We start from the raw sequence: 17407 nt of genomic DNA, 5'->3' as shown, positions 1-17407 counted from the left end.
TGGGCACAATTGGCTTTGGCGTCTGACGAAGCGCAACGGATGGGGAGGCAGGAACGACGGTGGCGGAACGGAGCACGGCTGCCGTCGACGTGGCAGACAACAGCGGCGATGAGCCGCTGACCGCGAAGGCGGAGCAGGCCACGGCCGACGGGGTGGCCCAGACCCGGGAGCGGGAAACGGCAGAAGAAGGCGCAGCAGAGACCGGCGAGCCCACGAGCTCGGGGGCGGCATCACCCCCCGAGCTGCACAGCGGTCACAAGCTCGCCAGACGCTATCGACTCGAAGAGTGCGTCACCCGTCTGGACGGTTTCAGCAGCTGGCGCGCGGTGGACGAGAAACTCCGCCGGGCCGTTGGCGTACATCTGCTGCCCGCCGACCATCCGCGGGCACGATCGGTACTCGCCGCGGCGCGCTCCTCGGCGCTGCTCGGCGATCCCCGCTTTGTGCACGTCCTGGACGCGGTCGAGGAGAACGACCTCGTCTACGTCGTCCACGAGTGGCTGCCGGACGCCACGGAACTCACCGCACTGCTGGCCGCGGGCCCTCTCGAGGCGCACGACGCGTACCAGCTCGTCAGCCAGGTCTCCCAGGCCATGGCTGCCGCCCATCGCGAAGGCCTCGCACACCTGCGGCTGACCCCGAGCGCCGTCCTCAGGACGTCGACCGGCCAGTACCGCATCCGCGGCCTCGCCGTGAACGCGGCGCTCCGAGGCATCAGCTCGGACACCCCGCAGCGCACGGACACGGAAGCGATCGGCGCGCTCCTGTACGCCTCGCTGACCCAGCGCTGGCCCTACGAGGACGATGCGTACGGCCTCTCCGGGCTCCCCAAGGGTGTCGGCCTGATCGCCCCCGACCAGGTGCGTGCGGGCGTGCACAGGGGCCTCTCCGAGCTCGCGATGCGCGCGCTCGTCAACGAGGGTGCGACCGCATCCCGCCAGGAGCCTCCGTGCACGACACCGGAGGAACTGGTGAAGGCCATCGGCGAGATGCCCCGCATCCGCCCTCCGGAGCCCGCGTTCACCGCACCGCCCGAGTACCAGCGCACGACGTACCAGCAGGGCACCTACGGCCGCCCCGCGGCCCGCCCCGGCGTCACCCAGCCGGTGCCGACCCCGCCGCCCCCACTGCAGAGCCGTACGGGCAAGGCCCTCAAGTGGGCCGTGTCGGCGCTCCTCATCGCGGCGCTCGGCCTCGGCAGCTGGCAGCTGGCGGACGCGCTCATGGACCGGGGGAAGAACGACGACCCCGGATCGACGGACACCTCCGACGATGGCGACAAGAACAAGCCGAAGCCCGGGAATCCGCTCCAGATCCAGGACGCGGAGGAGTACGTCGCCGAGGGCCAGGCGCAGAACCCCGAGGGCGTCGACAAGACGCACGACGGCGACGACTCGACGTACTGGCGGAGCAATAGCTTCATAGACGGTCCCAGGCTCGCGCCCTACAAGCCCGGCGTCGGTATCGTCTATGACCTCGGCAAGGAGCAGGACGTGTCGACCGCGTCGATCGGGCTCCGCTACGAGGGCGACCACACGACGGTCGAGCTGTACGCCACGGACTCGATGTCCTCCTCGACGCCACTGAACGCGATGAAGGAGATCGGGACCGCCAGGACCACCGGCCACAGCTTGAAGGTCAAGGCGGAGAAGCCGGTCAAGACGCAGTACGTGCTCGTCTGGCTGACCGATGTACCGAAATCGCCCCGTGATGAGTTCAGCAGCGCGGGGTACAAGCAGGCCATCACGGACGTGAAGTTCACGGGCTGAGGGACTGGGCTCACCGGGGGGAGGGGGTTCGACGGTGGATGACACCACGCACGGCGAGATGAGCGACCAGGACCTCCTGGCCAGCCATGTGGCCGGCGACAAGGACGCCTTCGGTGAGCTCGTCCGGCGCCATCGCGACCGCCTGTGGGCGGTCGCCCTGCGCACGCTGGGGGACCGCGAGGAGGCCGCGGACGCCGTCCAGGACGCCCTGGTCTCCGCCTACCGCGCCGCGCACACCTTCCGCGGTCAGTCCGCCGTCACGACGTGGCTGCACCGGATCACGGTGAACGCCTGCCTCGACCGGGCGCGCAAGGCGGCATCGCGGAAGACCTCCCCCATCGACGACACCGAACGCCTCGAGCAGCTTCTCGAGCCGCACGAGTCGGCATCGGCGCCCGTCGAGCGGGGCGATCTGCACCGCCAGCTCATCGAGGCCCTCGGCACGCTGCCGCACGACCAGCGCGCCGCCCTCGTCCTGGTGGACATGCAGGGCTATCCGGTGGCCGAGGCGGCCCGCGTGCTCGATGTGCCCACCGGCACCGTGAAGAGCCGCTGCGCGCGCGGCAGAGCCAGACTGCTGCCGCTGCTCACCCACCTGCGTACGGAGACGCGTACGCCGAGCGGAGACGGCGGCGAGGACCAGAACGGCAAGAAGCCGGACCCGGGAAGGAACCGGACGCAGGGGACATCCGTCCCACCTGCAGCGGGGCCACGGGAAGCGGGACCAAGCGATTCAGCTGCTGTGAAGGGCGGAGGTGGGCGAGCGTGACGACCACGACCGACTCGGCCGGGCACCCAGAAGTCGCTGAGATCTCCGACCTCACGGAGGGGCTGCTCGCCCCTGCCCGCACCCTCGACGTGCGGCGGCATCTGGACGACTGCGAGCTCTGCGCCGATGTCTATGCGTCATTGGAGGAGATCCGCGGCATGCTCGGCACGCTGCCGGGTCCGCCGCGGATGCCCGCCGATGTCGCCGGCCGCATCGACGCGGCGCTGGCGGCGGAGGCGCTGCTGGACTCCATCACGCCTGAGTCGCTCCCGTCTCAATCCCTCACAGCCGTCACGTCCGACTCGCTCGCGCCCGAGACCGAGACCGATGCTCCCGACACCGCGTCGCCCGGCGCGCGTGTTTCACGTGAAACATCGCCCGGCTCCGCCGAGCCGGCGGTCACTCCCACCCCCGGTCCGTCCGCAGACCGGCCCGCCGGACACTCTCGTGCGGCCACCGGCCCTGGGCGTCGGAGCCGCTTCCGGGGCGCACGTCGGCGCACTGCCGTGCTCGGGGCCGTAGTCACGGCCGCCGCCATCGGCCTCGGAACGCTGTTGATGCAGAACCTGGGCGGCGGCTCGGGCGGGACAGCCGGCACCTCGTCGGACCACACCGACTCCGCATACGCCTTCTCCGAGGAGAGGCTCAAGGGCCAGGTGAACGATCTCCTCGCCAAGAACCCGGCCGCGGAGCCCGAAGGCGGCAAGCCGTCCTTCGACGTGCGATCGAGCCCGGAGTCCCCCAAGGAGAACTCACCGATGCGTGAGGCGGCGGCCTCGGTGCCGGAATGCGTCCAGCGAGGCCTCGGCGCCAGGACGCCGATCGCCGCCGAGGAGGGCACGTACAAGGGGAAGGACGCCTACCTCGTCGTGGCGTCCCATGACTCCGACAGCGCCAAGGTCTCCGCGTACGTCATCGACGCGACGTGCACCGACAAACCGTCGTCGTCCACCGCCGCGGGCAAGATCCTGCTGACGAACTCCTACGCCCGGCCCTGACCTCTCACCGCACCGGCAAGAGGAGCGCGGTCGTGCAAGGGCATGCCGCCGTCCCTGACATGCTTACGTGCGCCCGGACACGTCGGGAATGCAAGCCCCGTAGGATCCGTTGGGTGGGGTGAGAGACCTGAGACAGGCACCCACCAGCAGTACGCAGCAGTCTCCAGAGACGAGGAATCAAGCCGTGACCGACGTCCGTAACGTGATCATCATCGGCTCCGGGCCCGCCGGCTACACGGCGGCGCTCTACACCGCACGCGCGTCGCTGAAGCCGCTGGTGTTCGAGGGCGCCGTCACCGCGGGTGGTGCGCTCATGAACACCACCGAGGTGGAGAACTTCCCCGGCTTCCAGGACGGCGTCATGGGCCCCGAGCTCATGGACAACATGCGGGCCCAGGCCGAGCGCTTCGGCGCCGAGCTGGTTCCGGACGATGTGATCGCTGTCGACCTGAGCGGCGAGATCAAGACCGTGACGGACACGGCGGGCACCGTGCACCGCGCGAAGACCGTGATCGTGACGACCGGCTCCCAGCACCGCAAGCTCGGTCTGCCGAACGAGGACGCGCTCTCCGGCCGCGGCGTCTCCTGGTGCGCGACCTGCGACGGCTTCTTCTTCAAGGACCAGGACATCGCCGTGATCGGCGGTGGCGACACCGCGATGGAGGAGGCGACCTTCCTCTCCCGCTTCGCCAAGTCCGTGACGATCGTGCACCGCCGCGACAGCCTGCGTGCCTCCAAGGCGATGCAGGACCGCGCGTTCGCCGACCCGAAGATCAAGTTCGTCTGGGACAGCGAGGTCGCCGAGATCAAGGGCGAGCAGAAGCTCTCCGGTCTGACGCTGCGCAACCTCAAGACGGGTGAGACCTCCGAGCTGCCGGTGACGGGTCTGTTCATCGCGATCGGCCACGACCCGCGTACGGAGCTCTTCAAGGGCCAGCTCGAGCTGGACGACGAGGGCTACCTGAAGGTCGAAGCGCCCTCGACCCGGACGAACCTGACCGGTGTCTTCGGTGCCGGTGACGTCGTCGACCACACGTACCGCCAGGCGATCACGGCAGCCGGCACCGGCTGCTCCGCCGCCTTGGACGCCGAGCGCTTCCTCGCTGCCCTCACGGACAGCGAGACCGCGGCAGCGACCGTCTGACTTCCCTTCTTCCCCACCGCCCCACCAAGTTAAGGAGCCCGCCGTGGCCGGCACCCTGAAGAACGTGACCGACGCTTCCTTCGAGGAAGACGTCCTCAAGAACGACAAGCCTGTCCTGGTGGACTTCTGGGCCGCCTGGTGCGGTCCCTGCCGTCAGATCGCCCCGTCCCTCGAGGCGATCGCGGCCGAGCACGGCGACAAGATCGAGATCGTCAAGCTCAACATCGACGAGAACCCGGGTATCGCCGCCAAGTACGGCGTCATGTCCATCCCGACGCTGAACGTGTACCAGGGTGGCGAGGTCGCCAAGACCATCGTCGGCGCCAAGCCGAAGGCCGCTCTTGAGCGCGACCTCGCGGACTTCATCGCCGAGTAACGAGCGATGAGTGGCGGGCGCCGACCGACGAGCGCCGCCGCCGCGTGACGTTGTTTCACGTGAAACACGAATGGGCCAACCCTCCGGGGTTGGCCCATTCGTATGACAGGGCTGGGCTCAGAGCGGTCGGAGTACCGGCTCCTTCTGTACAGCGCCGAGCAGTCGGTCGAGCGCCATCTCGACGTCTTCCTTCCAGGACAGCGTCGTACGCAGCTCGAGCCTGAGGCGGGGATACGAGGGATGCGGGCGGACCGTCTTGAAGCCGACTGCCAGCAGATGGTCCGCGGGCAGTACACAGGCGGGCTTCTCCCAGCGGGCGTCGCCGAAGGCCTCGATCGCCTTGAAGCCGCGGCGCAGTAGATCCTTGGCCACCGTCTGGACGATCACCCGGCCGAGCCCCTGGCCCTGGTAGTCCGGCATGATCCAGGCGGTCATCAGCTGCACGGCATCCGGCGACACGGGGCTCGTGGGAAACGCCGTGGACCGGGGCACGTACGCCGGGGGTGCGTAGAGGACGTAGCCCACTGGCACCTCGTCCACGTACACGACGCGGCCGCAGGAACCCCACTCCAGCAGGACGGCGGAGATCCAGGCTTCCTTCTCCAGCTCGGGCGTACCGGCCTTTACCGCGGCCTGGCCGCTGACCGGATCCAGTTCCCAGAAGACGCACGACCGGCAGCGCTTGGGAAGGTCCGGGAGGTTGTCCAGCGTGAGCGGTACGAGCCGACGCCCCATGAAGGCGGTTCCTCACTTCCTTCGCCAGCGGCTTCGCGGGCGGCAGTCAGAGCGCTCCGTTCCTTCAGCAGGCTGCCGACGAATCCGCCGACCGCTCCCAGCCCAAGGCCCGCGGTCATCAGTCCGGTGCGGCTCACCGATCGCATGGCCCCCGCCTCCCCAATGAGGTGCCGTCAGCTGGATGCGCCATACCCGATCGCATCGTATCCACGATGCGATTCCATCGATACCGTAAGAAAGCAAAGAGCGGGCCGTGTTCCGGTACACACCGGACACGGCCCGCTCTGAAGCACGGTTGATGAGGCTCAGGCCTCGCTGTCCTCCGAGGCGTCGTCCTCGATGGCGTCCTCAGCGAGTCCGTTCCTCAGGACCGGACCCTCGCCCGGGGCGAGCGTCGACAGAATGCGCTCCAGGTCCTCCAGCGAAGCGAAGTCGACTACGATCTTGCCCTTCTTCTGACCGAGGTCCACCCGTACACGGGTCTCGAACCGGTCGGAGAGGCGGGTGGCGAGGTTCGTCAGCGACGGCGAAACCCGAGCACCCGCACGCGGCCCCTTGGACTTCGGGGCGCTCTGCGGCCGCGAGCCCATGAGGGTCACGATCTCTTCGACGGCCCGAACCGAGAGGCCCTCGGCGACGATCCGGTGCGCGAGGCGGTCCTGCTCCTCCGAGTCCTCGACGGAGAGCAGAGCGCGAGCGTGACCCGCGGACAGCACTCCGGCGGCGACCCGGCGCTGAACCGCCGGCGACAGCTTGAGGAGACGCAGCGTGTTGGAGACCTGCGGACGCGAACGACCGATCCGGTCAGCCAGCTGGTCGTGCGTGCAGTTGAAGTCCTTGAGCAACTGGTCGTAGGCGGCGGCCTCTTCCAGCGGGTTCAGCTGCGCACGGTGCAGGTTCTCGAGCAGTGCGTCCAGGAGCAGCTTCTCGTCGTCCGTGGCGCGGACGATCGCCGGGATGCGCTCGAGTCCCGCCTCACGGCAGGCACGCCAGCGCCGCTCGCCCATGATGAGCTCGTAGCTCGAGCTCCCCACCTGCCGCACGACGACGGGCTGGAGAAGGCCGACCTCCTTGATGGAGGTCACGAGTTCGGCGAGGGCGTCCTCGTCGAAGACCTCACGCGGCTGCCTCGGGTTGGGCGTGATGAAGTCGAGCGGCAGCTCGGCGAAGTGCGCGCCTACCGGGCTCTCCGGAGCGGCCTCGACCGTCCCCTTCGGCGGCTCCTGCGTTTCATGTGAAACGGAGCTCTGCGGGAGCGCAGCCACCTTCGCGGCCGCCACCCCCCGCTCGGCGGTGAGCACCGGTACTGCGGTGGGGGAAGCCGAAGCCCCACCCGCGGCCTGGGCGGCCGACTTCTCCGTCGGGGCCGCAGGGATCAGGGCGCCGAGGCCACGGCCAAGGCCTCTCCGTCGCTCGCTCACTGCAACCCCTCCGTCGTGCTGTGCTGGTCATTCTGAGCGCCCATGTGGGCGTGCTGTACGTCGTAGCGAATGCCGACGCCGCGGAGCGCGATCTCCCGGGCCGCCTCGAAGTACGAGAGGGCACCGCTCGATCCCGGATCGTAGGTCAGCACGGTCTGTCCGTAGCTCGGCGCCTCGGAGATACGGACCGAGCGGGGAATGCTCGTCCGCAGCACCTCTTCGCCGAAGTGGTTGCGCACCTCGTCCGCCACCTGTGAGGCGAGCCGGGTCCGGCCGTCGTACATGGTGAGCAGGATGGTCGAGACGTGCAGATGGGGGTTGAGGTGGCCCCGCACCAGGTCGACGTTGCGCAGAAGCTGACCGAGGCCCTCCAGTGCGTAGTACTCGCATTGAATGGGGATCAGGACCTCCGCACCGGCCACCAGGGCGTTGACCGTCAGGAGACCGAGCGACGGCGGGCAGTCGATGAGGATGTAGTCCAGCGGCTGCTCGTACGCCTGGATCGCCCGCTGCAGCCGGCTCTCCCGCGCGACCAGCGAGACCAGCTCGATCTCCGCACCGGCGAGATCGATCGTGGCGGGGGCGCAGAACAGGCCCTCGACATCAGGCACCGGCTGCACGACCTCGGAGAGCGGCTTGCTCTCCACCAACACGTCGTAGATGGACGGCACTTCGGCGTGGTGGTCGATCCCCAGAGCCGTGGAGGCATTGCCTTGCGGGTCGAGGTCGATGACCAGGACACGCGCACCGTGCAGAGCGAGCGAAGCGGCGAGATTGACGGTTGTCGTCGTCTTGCCTACTCCACCCTTCTGGTTGGCGACCACCATGACGCGTGTCTGCTCAGGTCGCGGCAGGCCCTCGCCTGCGCGGCCAAGGGCTTCCACCGCCAGTTGGGCAGCACGACCGATAGGGGTGTCGTCCATCGGGCTCGGTGTTTCACGTGAAACATCCTCCCCCGCCGACTCGGTACGGGGACCGGGGACCGGATCGGTCATCGGTCCCGCGATGTTGGCGTCGGACCGCAAGGATTCACTCTCCTCGACTTCAGGCTCGCAATGAACAGAGCCTCCCATGCTTTGAGGGTCGTGAACCAGCGAGGCCCGGTCTTCTGTGGACGAATCCACCTCTGTGGACAACTCGGTGCCCTTATCGAGGGATCCGAGCGGACGACGGTCGCGAGGTTCAGCAGCGCGGCCGCGACTGATGATGCCATGGAGCAGTGAGCGACGTTTCACGTGAAACACGATGCACGGCAACCGGGGTGCCGCAGCTGCGACACCCCGGTATGCGTACGTTTGGCAGGTTTTGTGGAGTACGGCTCGTCGTCAGGACGGATCAACTGCGGCGTAGCCGCCCACCTGCAGCAGCATCGCTCAGCGACGACGCCGGGCCCGTCCCGTGCGCGCCGCCTTGGCCCGCTTGGCGGCGAAGCGTACGCCGCCGGGGCTCTCGCCGACCTCGACCCGCACCACGGTGGACAGCGGATCCACCACGCCCTCTCCGACGTGAAGCACCGAGGTGTTCACCGCGCCGAGCTTGCTCAGGGCGGCCCCCGCGGCCTTGACCTCTTCCTCGGCGGTGTCGCCCTTGAGGAGCAGCATCTCTCCGTACGGACGCAGCAAGGGAACGCCCCACGCGGCGAGCCGGTCCAGCGGCGCCACAGCACGCGCCGTGACCACATGGACCGAAGGCAGCTTGCCGAGGACCTCCTCGGCGCGGCCGCGCACGACCGTCACATGATCGAGGCCCAGCAGCTCGACGACTTCGGTGAGGAAGTTCGTCCGCCGCAGCAGCGGCTCAAGGAGCGTGATCTTCAGATCCGGCCGGACGAGGGCCAGCGGAATGCCCGGCAACCCCGCGCCCGAGCCGACATCGCAGACCGTCACGTTCTCGGGCACGACCTCGGAGAGCACCGCGCAGTTCAGCAGGTGCCGCTCCCACAGCCGGGGCACTTCGCGCGGGCCGATCAGACCGCGCTGCACTCCCGCGTCGGCCAGCAACTCCGCGTATCGGACCGCGTCCGAGAAGCGCTCACCGAATACTGCCCGGGCCTGCTCAGGCGCCGGCGGGAGCTCCGCTGCCTCCGTCACGGGGACCGTCCTTCCGTACCGCACTGGGGTGGCTGACTATCAGGCTGACAAAGACCGGCCCCGCCTGCGAACAGACGGGGCCGGGAGAACGACGTGCGATCAGACGGGAAGCACGACGACGAAGCGCTGCGGCTCCTCGCCCTCCGACTCGCTGCGCAGACCGGCGGCCTTGACCGCATCATGCACGACCTTGCGCTCGAACGGCGTCATCGGCTTGAGGTTCACCGGCTCGCCGGAGCTCTTCACATCGGCCGCCGCCTTGGCGCCCAGCTCGGAGAGCTCCTCGCGCTTCTTGGCGCGGTAGCCCGCGATGTCCAGCATCAGTCGGCTGCGGTCGCCGGTCTCACGGTGCACCGCGAGCCGGGTCAGCTCCTGGAGCGCCTCCAGGACCTCACCGTCACGGCCGACGAGCTTCTGCAGATCGCGGCTGTTCGAGTCGCTGATGATCGAGACAGCGGCGCGGTCGGCCTCGACGTCCATGTCGATGTCGCCGTCGAGGTCGGCGATGTCCAGCAGACCCTCGAGGTAGTCCGCAGCGATCTCGCCCTCCTGCTCAAGGCGGGTGAGAGTGTCGCCGGCCTCGGCCTCGGCTTCGGCGGGGGCGGTGGTGCCTTCCGTCACGGATGGACTCCTTCTACTTCTTGGACGGGTGCTTGGGCCGCTGCTGGCCCTTGCGCTGCCCCGACTTGGCTTGGCGTGCGTTACCTGACCCGGACTTGCCGCCCCCGGCCTTGGGCTTGGCGTCCTCGGGCTCGTCCTTGGTCTTCTCCAGCGACGTCTTGGCGTCCGCGTCCTCGTCCGCGTCGCCCTCCGACTTGGCCGTGCTGTGCGCGGCCGCGGACTGGCGCTGCGACTTGCTCTGTCGCTTGGGCTGCTGCCGCTTGGGAGCACCGCCACCGGCGGCCGGAGTGCCGTCCTCGGTCGCGGTGGCAACCGCGCTCTCGCCCTCGGTCACGGAGCCGTCGGCCTGGGCCGCGAGGCCCGCCTTGGTCAGACCGTTGATGAACTTGCGCTCGAACTCGTTGCGGTCACGGCCCTTGGCGACGATCGCCTTGATGACGTTCGTGTTGCCACGACCCCGCACCTTCTTGTGGTGCGTGACCTGCTTCTGCAGACGCTCGAGGAACGCGGCCTGCGCCTTGGAGCCCGGAGTGGGGTTCCGGCGGATCACGAACATCTGCTGGCCCATGGTCCACACGTTGGTGGTCAGCCAGTAGACGAGGACACCGACCGGGAAGTTGATGCCGAACACGGCGAACATGACCGGGAAGACGTACATCAGCATCTTCTGCTGCTGCATGAACGGCGTCTTGACCGTCGTGTCCACGTTCTTCGTCATCAGCTGGCGCTGGGTGAAGAACTGCGACGCCGACATCAGGATGATCATGATCGCGGTGACGACGCGGACGTCGGTCAGCGAGGCGTTGAGCGAGGCGACCTTGTCGGCGCTGTCGGTGAACTTCGCGGCCAGCGGAGCGCCGAAGATGTGCGCTTTACGCGCGCTCTCCAGGAGCCCCTCGTCGATGACACCGATCGTCTTGCCGGTCGCGATGCTGTTGAGCACGTGGTACAGCGCGAAGAAGAACGGCGACTGCGCCAGGATGGGAAGGCACGAGGAGAGCGGGTTGGTACCCGACTCCTTGTACAGCTTCATCATCTCTTCGGACTGGCGCTGCTTGTCGCTCTTGTAGCGCTCCTGGATCTTCTTCATCTCGGGCTGCAGCGTCTGCATCGCCCGAGTCGCCTTGATCTGCTTCACGAAGAGCGGGATCAGACAGATACGGATCAAGATCACCAGGGACACGATGGCCAGGCCCCAGGCCCAGCCCGTGTCGGGACCGAAAATCTTCCCGTACACAGCGTGGAACTGGACGATGACCCAGGAAACGGGTGTCGTGATGAAGCTGAACAGACTGGCAATCGTGTCCACTAATCAGGCTCCTTGAGCATGGGACGGGGTCTCGGCGGCCGGGCTCGGGGTCTGGGGGGAGATCTCCCCGGAAGGCACGCCAGCGGCGGAGGGCCCGCCCTTGCGTCCGCGCCACTTGGCGCGCAGCATCTCGTGCCACCGCGGACGCTTGCGCGGCGGGACGTGGTCGACACCACCGAGCGACCACGGATTGCACCGCAGGATGCGCCAGGCAGTGAGCGCCGTTCCCTTGATCGCACCGTGCCGGTCGATGGCCAGGTAGCCGTAGCGGGAGCACGACGGGTAGTACTTGCACACCGGGCCGAGCAGCGGACTGATCGTCCACTGGTACAGCTTGATCAGAGCCAGCAGTGGGTACTTCATCGAGCGCCCCCTCCCAGCAGCCGCTGAAGAGCGGCATCCAGGTCTCGGGCCAGCTGTGCATGGTCGGCGTCGCCCGCACCGGGCAACGCTCGTACGACTACCAGGCTACCGGGGGGCAGCAGAGCCACCCGGTCACGCATCAGATGACGAAGCCTGCGCTTCACCGCGTTGCGCACGACAGCGCCGCCCACGGCCTTGCTCACGACGAAACCCGCACGCGTCGGGGGAATGCTCTCCCCAGGCACGTGCGGGTCCGTTGCGCCGCTACGCAGATGGACGACGAGAAGCGGGCGTCCGGCCCGGCGTCCTCGGCGTACCGCGGTCGCGAAGTCTTCGCGCCGCCTCAGCCGATGCTCGGTAGGCAGCACGACGTCATGACCTAATGCGATTAGGCGGAAAGGCTGGCGCGACCCTTGCCACGACGGTTCGCGAGAATGGCGCGGCCGGCACGGGTGCGCATCCGCAGGCGGAAGCCGTGGGTCTTGGCGCGACGGCGGTTGTTCGGCTGGAAGGTGCGCTTGCTCACTCGGGGGCTCCAGAAATGATTGTGTGGTGGCGGGACATCGCCTGGCTGTCACCGTGCGCCCACGAGAAGCTCGCGAATACGCACCGAGTGCACCGCTTCACAATCACAGATCGTGATCTTTGCCCATCGGAGGCAGGCGGCAGCAGCCATCGACAACTCGACCTGGTCACGGTACGCGGGGCTACGCCATCCGGTCAAACCGACCGTCAGGGAGGGACACTGTGCACAGCCTGTGGACAACAACTTGAACCGCAGCCGTTGCCCTGACTACCGTGGCCAAACTCCGATTCATTCCCTTCTCCCTGCCGATCCCGATTTCGGTCCCCAGAACCACACCATCGTGGGACCCCGTGAGAGAGCGTGCCCTGTGGCTGACGTACCTGCCGATCTTGCCGCAGTGTGGCCACGAGTGCTGGAACAGCTGCTGGGGGAAGGGCGTGGGCACGGCGTCGAGGCGAAGGACGAGCGCTGGATCAAGCGCTGCCAGCCGCTGGCACTGGTCGCCGACACCGCACTGCTCGCCGTGCCGAACGAATTCGCCAAGGGCGTGCTCGAGGGGCGGCTCGCCCCCATCGTCAGTGAATCGCTGAGCCGCGAGTGCGGCCGTCCGATCCGCATCGCCATCACCGTCGACGACTCGGTGGGCGAACCGGTGGGCCCTTCCGCGCCCCCCGCCCAGCAACAGCCCGGCCAGCAACAACAGCAGCCCCAGCAGCAGCGTTACGAAGAGCCCGAGCCGCACCAGGGCTCCGGTCAGGGACACGACGCGTACGACGGATACGGCCGCCGAAGCCAGGAGGAGCACCCCCAGGGCTCGCGGCCCGACCAGCTGCCGACCGCACGGCCCGCGTACCCGGACTATCAGCGCCCCGCGCCCGGCGCCTGGCCGCAGCCGCAGCAGGACGACTACGGCTGGCAGCAGCCCCGGCTCGGCTTCCCCGACCGCGACCCCTACGCGACGCCGGTCCAGCAGCCGCAGCACGACTACCGGACGCAGCCGCCGCAGAGCCACTCCCCGTACGAACAGCACCGCCCCGACCGGCAGGACCAGCAGGACCGCCACGACCGGCGTGAGCGGCACGAGCTCTCCGAGCCGTCGTCCGCGCCCGGCTCCGGCGGCCCGTCCGGTCACCGCGGCGGCGGCCACAGCAACGGTCACGGTGTGCACGGCGGCGCCCCCGGCCCGCTGGCCGCGCAGCCGGCCCCCGCGTCGGCTCCCGGCGAGCCCACCGCGCGCCTCAACCCGAAGTACCTCTTCGACACCTTCGTCATCGGTGCCTCGAACCGCTTCGCACACGCGGCCGCGGTCGCCGTCGCCGAAGCGCCCGCCAAGGCCTACAACCCCCTCTTCATCTATGGGGAGTCGGGACTTGGCAAAACGCATCTTCTGCACGCGATCGGGCACTACGCCCGCAGCCTCTACCCCGGCACGCGCGTGCGGTACGTGAGCTCCGAGGAGTTCACCAACGAGTTCATCAACTCCATCCGCGACGGCAAGGGCGACACCTTCCGCAAGCGCTACCGCGAGATGGACATCCTGCTCGTCGACGACATCCAGTTCCTTGCGAGCAAGGAGTCGACGCAGGAGGAGTTCTTCCACACCTTCAATACGCTCCACAACGCGAACAAGCAGATCGTGCTCTCCAGCGACCGGCCGCCCAAGCAGCTGGTGACCCTGGAGGACCGGCTGCGCAACCGCTTCGAGTGGGGACTGATCACCGACGTCCAGCCGCCGGAGCTGGAGACGCGTATCGCCATCCTTCGTAAGAAGGCGGTGCAGGAGCAGCTCAACGCTCCTCCGGAGGTCCTTGAGTTCATCGCGTCCCGCATCTCACGCAACATCCGTGAGCTCGAGGGCGCGCTGATCCGGGTCACGGCCTTCGCCTCGCTCAATCGACAGCCTGTGGACCTCGGTCTGACGGAGATCGTCCTCAAGGATCTGATCCCGGGGGGCGAGGACGCCTCTCCGGAGATCACCGCGCCGGCCATCATGGCGGCGACCGCCGACTACTTCGGCCTGACGGTGGACGACCTCTGCGGATCCTCGCGCAGCCGCGTCCTGGTGACGGCACGCCAGATCGCGATGTACCTCTGCCGCGAGCTGACGGACCTCTCGCTGCCCAAGATCGGTGCGCAGTTCGGCGGCCGCGACCACACGACCGTGATGCACGCCGACCGCAAGATCCGCGCGCTGATGGCCGAGCGGCGCTCCATCTACAACCAGGTCACCGAGCTCACCAACCGCATCAAGAACGGCTGACAGAGAGCCGACAGAGGACGGACAGAGGACGGACAGAGGTCTGACAGACGCTCTCAGCGCCGCTGAGACACACCTCCCGAAGGGCGCTCCGGATTGATTCCGGGGCGCCCTTCGCCGTTGTCCGCAGCCTGTGCACGCGCGCGTGGACCCCGTCGGGGCACGCGCGCTGTTCGATTTCCGCTGCTGAGAGGCCTGTTCTCCACAGATCTGCGGTCTTTTTCTCCTCCACACCCTGGGGACCGGGAAGTTGTCCAGATGCTGTCCACAGGGGAACCTGCTGAGGGATCATCAAGCCAGGTCAGGTGGCTGTGGATTCGTGGACGAAGACTCTCCACAGGGTGTGGATGAAAATCTCGTCCACAGGGTGTGCATGACGTTGTCCACCGGCCGCCCACAGGCGGGGGCCGGTTGTCCCCAGCTTTCCCCAGCTTCTCCACACCGCTGTCCACTGTTCGGCAACGCAACGCGCCCTCTCACCGTGCCGAGTGAAAGGCGTCACACCAAGGGGGTCGGTTGGCCTGTGGGGAAGGTGGGTAAAGCTGGGGACAGGGCTGGGGAGAAGTACCCCTTGCCTGTGCATCGGGTGTGTGTAACTTCCGCCCGTCCACAGAAACCCCCGGTTGTCCACCGGTCCCGCCCACAGGCGCAGTGGATAAAAAACCGGTGCTGACCTGCGCATTCGCGGTTATCCACGGTTTCCACAGGCCCTACTACTACTCCCACTTGGAGTCACCGGGGAATTCGCTTGGAAGGGGGTCCTGTGCACAACTTGCTCTCCGGACCTCCGGCGCCGCTCGTCACGACTTGACCCCGACGGGCACCCACTGTCAGTGCGGTGCGTCAGACTGGTCCCCAGTGCCAGCAACAGCAGGAGGGCGGCTAAGTGAAGATCCGGGTGGAACGCGACGTACTCGCGGAGGCGGTGGCGTGGGCGGCGCGCAGCCTCCCGGCCCGGCCACCGGCGCCTGTCCTCGCGGGCCTGCTGCTGAAGGCCGAGGAAGGCGCACTGAGCCTTTCCAGCTTCGACTACGAGGTCTCGGCGCGGGTGTCCGTCGACGCCGAGGTCGACGAGGAGGGCACGGTCCTCGTCTCCGGCCGACTGCTCGCCGACATCTGCCGCGCCCTGCCCAACCGTCCGGTGGAGATCTCCACAGACGGTGTGCGGGCGACGGTGGTCTGTGGCTCCTCGCGATTCACACTCCACACGCTTCCTGTGGAGGAGTACCCCGCGCTGCCGCAGATGCCGACCGCCACGGGCACCGTCCCTGGTGAGGTCTTCGCCGCCGCCGCGAACCAGGTGGCGATCGCGGCAGGCCGTGACGACACGCTTCCGGTGCTGACCGGCGTACGCATCGAGATCGAGGGCGACACGGTCACCCTGGCCTCGACCGACCGCTACCGCTTCGCGGTCCGCGAGTTCCTGTGGAAGCCGGAGGACCCGGAAGCGTCCGCGGTCGCCCTGGTGCCCGCCAAGACGCTCCAGGACACCGCCAAGGCGCTCACCAGCGGTGACACGGTCACGCTCGCGCTGTCGAGCTCCGGTGCCGGTGAGGGCCTGATCGGTTTCGAGGGTGCAGGCCGCCGCACGACGACGCGGCTGCTCGAAGGTGACCTGCCGAAGTACCGCACGCTGTTCCCGACGGAGTTCAACTCGATCGCCGTCATCGAGACCGCCCCCTTCGTGGAGGCCGTCAAGCGTGTGGCCCTGGTGGCCGAGCGGAACACCCCGGTGCGGCTCAGCTTCGAGCAGGGCGTGCTGATCCTCGAGGCCGGTTCCAGCGACGACGCACAGGCTGTGGAGAGGGTCGACGCCCAGCTCGACGGGGACGACATCTCGATCGCCTTCAACCCGACGTTCCTGCTCGACGGCCTGAGCGCGATCGACTCCCCGGTCGCCCAGCTGTCGTTCACGACGTCGACGAAGCCCGCGCTCCTGAGTGGCAAGCCGGCCCTGGATGCCGAGGCCGACGAGGCGTACAAGTACCTGATCATGCCTGTACGTCTGAGCGGCTGAGCCCACAGGTGTGAGCGAGGGTCCGGGCGTAGGCTCGGACGCGGGTACGAAGGTGCCTCCACGCCACATCGCTACTTAAGGAACCACTGATGGAGCTCGGTCTCGTCGGCCTCGGCAAGATGGGCGGCAACATGCGCGAGCGCATCCGCCGCGCAGGCCACACCGTCATCGGATACGACCGCAACCCGGACGTCGCGGATGTCCACAGCCTCGAAGAGCTTGTGGGCAAGCTCAAGGGCCCGCGGGTCGTGTGGGTGATGGTCCCGGCAGGGGCCGCGACCCAGTCCACCGTCGACGAGCTGGCCGAGCTGCTGCAGCCCGGCGACGTCGTCGTGGACGGCGGGAACTCCCGCTGGACGGACGACGAGAAGCACGCCGAGGAGCTCGCGGCCAAGGGCATCGGCTTTGTCGACTGCGGTGTCTCCGGCGGCGTCTGGGGCCTGGAGAACGGCTACGCGCTGATGTACGGCGGCGACGCCGAGAACATCGCGAAGGTCCAGCCGATCTTCGACGCCCTCAAGCCCGAGGGTGACTTCGGCTCGGTCCACGCGGGCAAGGTCGGCGCCGGCCACTTCTCCAAGATGGTTCACAACGGCATCGAGTACGCGATGATGCAGGCCTACGCCGAGGGCTGGGAGCTCCTCGAGGCCGTGGACTCGGTCACCGACGTCCGTGAGGTCTTCCGCTCCTGGCAGGAGGGCACGGTCATCCGTTCCTGGCTGCTCGACCTCGCGGTCAACGCCCTGGACGACGACGAGCACCTGGACAAGCTGCGCGGCTTCGCGCAGGACTCCGGAGAGGGCCGCTGGACCGTGGAGGCGGCGATCGACAACGCCGTGCCGCTGCCCGCGATCACCGCGTCCCTCTTCGCGCGCTTCGCCTCGCGTCAGGACGACTCGCCGCAGATGAAGATGATCGCGGCGCTGCGCAACCAGTTCGGCGGCCACGCGGTCGAGAAGAAGTAATCCACAGCCTGTGCGCCGAGCACAGGCTTGCCGGGGGAGGTCGGCGC

At 68.2% G+C, this 17407-nt stretch carries 17 protein-coding genes; 8 read left to right on the top strand and 9 right to left on the bottom strand.

Features of this window, described 5'->3' with window-relative positions:
• The first annotated feature begins 59 nt into the window (after nucleotides 1–59).
• The 5 genes from AB0G47_RS28540 to trxA all read left to right on the top strand — a co-directional run bounded on the left by AB0G47_RS28540 (nucleotide 60) and on the right by trxA (nucleotide 5056).
• On the top strand, nucleotides 60–1769 hold the full coding sequence (locus AB0G47_RS28540; protein ID WP_360775671.1) for a protein kinase family protein: 1710 nt from the start codon (nucleotides 60–62) through the stop codon (nucleotides 1767–1769).
• A 34-nt stretch (nucleotides 1770–1803) separates the two neighbouring features.
• Nucleotides 1804–2538 (top strand): RNA polymerase sigma factor SigM, encoded by a 735-nt coding sequence (gene sigM, locus AB0G47_RS28535; RefSeq protein ID WP_135332068.1) that lies wholly within the window; start codon nucleotides 1804–1806, stop codon nucleotides 2536–2538.
• Entirely contained in the window at nucleotides 2535–3536 is a 1002-nt protein-coding gene (locus AB0G47_RS28530; protein WP_360775668.1) for a hypothetical protein, read from the top strand. Before sigM ends, AB0G47_RS28530 begins: the two co-directional genes overlap by 4 nt.
• 184 nt (nucleotides 3537–3720) lie before the next feature.
• On the top strand, nucleotides 3721–4680 hold the full coding sequence (gene trxB / locus AB0G47_RS28525) for a thioredoxin-disulfide reductase (RefSeq protein ID WP_360775665.1): 960 nt from the start codon (nucleotides 3721–3723) through the stop codon (nucleotides 4678–4680).
• Nucleotides 4681–4723: 43 nt separating this feature from the next.
• Nucleotides 4724–5056 (top strand): thioredoxin, encoded by a 333-nt coding sequence (gene trxA / locus AB0G47_RS28520; protein WP_135332065.1) that lies wholly within the window; start codon nucleotides 4724–4726, stop codon nucleotides 5054–5056.
• Nucleotides 5057–5173: 117 nt separating this feature from the next.
• On the opposite strand, the gene AB0G47_RS28515 is transcribed toward trxA, so the two are convergent.
• The 9 genes from AB0G47_RS28515 to rpmH form a co-directional block, all read right to left on the bottom strand.
• Complete coding sequence (locus AB0G47_RS28515) at nucleotides 5174–5791, bottom strand: GNAT family N-acetyltransferase (RefSeq protein ID WP_266864471.1); 618 nt, start codon at nucleotides 5789–5791, stop codon at nucleotides 5174–5176.
• Between the two features lie 305 nt (nucleotides 5792–6096).
• On the bottom strand, nucleotides 6097–7212 hold the full coding sequence (locus tag AB0G47_RS28510; protein WP_360775661.1) for a ParB/RepB/Spo0J family partition protein: 1116 nt from the start codon (nucleotides 7210–7212) through the stop codon (nucleotides 6097–6099).
• Complete coding sequence (locus tag AB0G47_RS28505) at nucleotides 7209–8285, bottom strand: ParA family protein (protein ID WP_266864468.1); 1077 nt, start codon at nucleotides 8283–8285, stop codon at nucleotides 7209–7211. The genes AB0G47_RS28510 and AB0G47_RS28505 overlap by 4 nt, the downstream gene beginning before the upstream one ends.
• A 300-nt stretch (nucleotides 8286–8585) precedes the next feature.
• On the bottom strand, nucleotides 8586–9302 hold the full coding sequence (gene rsmG / locus AB0G47_RS28500; RefSeq protein WP_360775659.1) for a 16S rRNA (guanine(527)-N(7))-methyltransferase RsmG: 717 nt from the start codon (nucleotides 9300–9302) through the stop codon (nucleotides 8586–8588).
• 99 nt (nucleotides 9303–9401) lie between these two features.
• Entirely contained in the window at nucleotides 9402–9923 is a 522-nt protein-coding gene (locus AB0G47_RS28495) for a R3H domain-containing nucleic acid-binding protein (protein ID WP_360775657.1), read from the bottom strand.
• 13 nt (nucleotides 9924–9936) lie between these two features.
• Entirely contained in the window at nucleotides 9937–11232 is a 1296-nt protein-coding gene (yidC, locus tag AB0G47_RS28490; protein ID WP_360775654.1) for a membrane protein insertase YidC, read from the bottom strand.
• Between the two features lie 3 nt (nucleotides 11233–11235).
• The gene (gene yidD, locus AB0G47_RS28485; RefSeq protein WP_360775651.1) at nucleotides 11236–11595 is read right to left on the bottom strand and encodes a membrane protein insertion efficiency factor YidD; all 360 of its coding nucleotides are present in this window, start codon (nucleotides 11593–11595) and stop codon (nucleotides 11236–11238) included.
• The gene (gene rnpA / locus AB0G47_RS28480) at nucleotides 11592–11963 is read right to left on the bottom strand and encodes a ribonuclease P protein component (protein ID WP_266864461.1); all 372 of its coding nucleotides are present in this window, start codon (nucleotides 11961–11963) and stop codon (nucleotides 11592–11594) included. Before rnpA ends, yidD begins: the two co-directional genes overlap by 4 nt.
• A 20-nt stretch (nucleotides 11964–11983) precedes the next feature.
• Entirely contained in the window at nucleotides 11984–12121 is a 138-nt protein-coding gene (rpmH, locus tag AB0G47_RS28475; RefSeq protein WP_006381191.1) for a 50S ribosomal protein L34, read from the bottom strand.
• Between the two features lie 367 nt (nucleotides 12122–12488).
• Here rpmH and dnaA point away from each other — a divergent pair, with 367 nt between their 5' ends.
• From dnaA to gnd, 3 genes are all read left to right on the top strand, one after another.
• Nucleotides 12489–14381, top strand: a complete 1893-nt coding sequence (dnaA, locus tag AB0G47_RS28470; RefSeq protein WP_360775647.1) for a chromosomal replication initiator protein DnaA — start codon at nucleotides 12489–12491, stop codon at nucleotides 14379–14381.
• A gap of 883 nt (nucleotides 14382–15264) precedes the next feature.
• Nucleotides 15265–16395 (top strand): DNA polymerase III subunit beta, encoded by a 1131-nt coding sequence (dnaN, locus tag AB0G47_RS28465; RefSeq protein WP_360775644.1) that lies wholly within the window; start codon nucleotides 15265–15267, stop codon nucleotides 16393–16395.
• A gap of 89 nt (nucleotides 16396–16484) precedes the next feature.
• Nucleotides 16485–17360, top strand: a complete 876-nt coding sequence (gene gnd / locus AB0G47_RS28460; RefSeq protein ID WP_360775641.1) for a phosphogluconate dehydrogenase (NAD(+)-dependent, decarboxylating) — start codon at nucleotides 16485–16487, stop codon at nucleotides 17358–17360.
• Nucleotides 17361–17407 lie beyond the last annotated feature (47 nt).

This window comes from Streptomyces sp. NPDC021622, assembly GCF_040640795.1.
Classification (GTDB): domain Bacteria; phylum Actinomycetota; class Actinomycetes; order Streptomycetales; family Streptomycetaceae; genus Streptomyces.
Note: the sequence above shows the minus strand (reverse complement) of the source record. Positions and strands in the feature narration are given on the sequence as shown.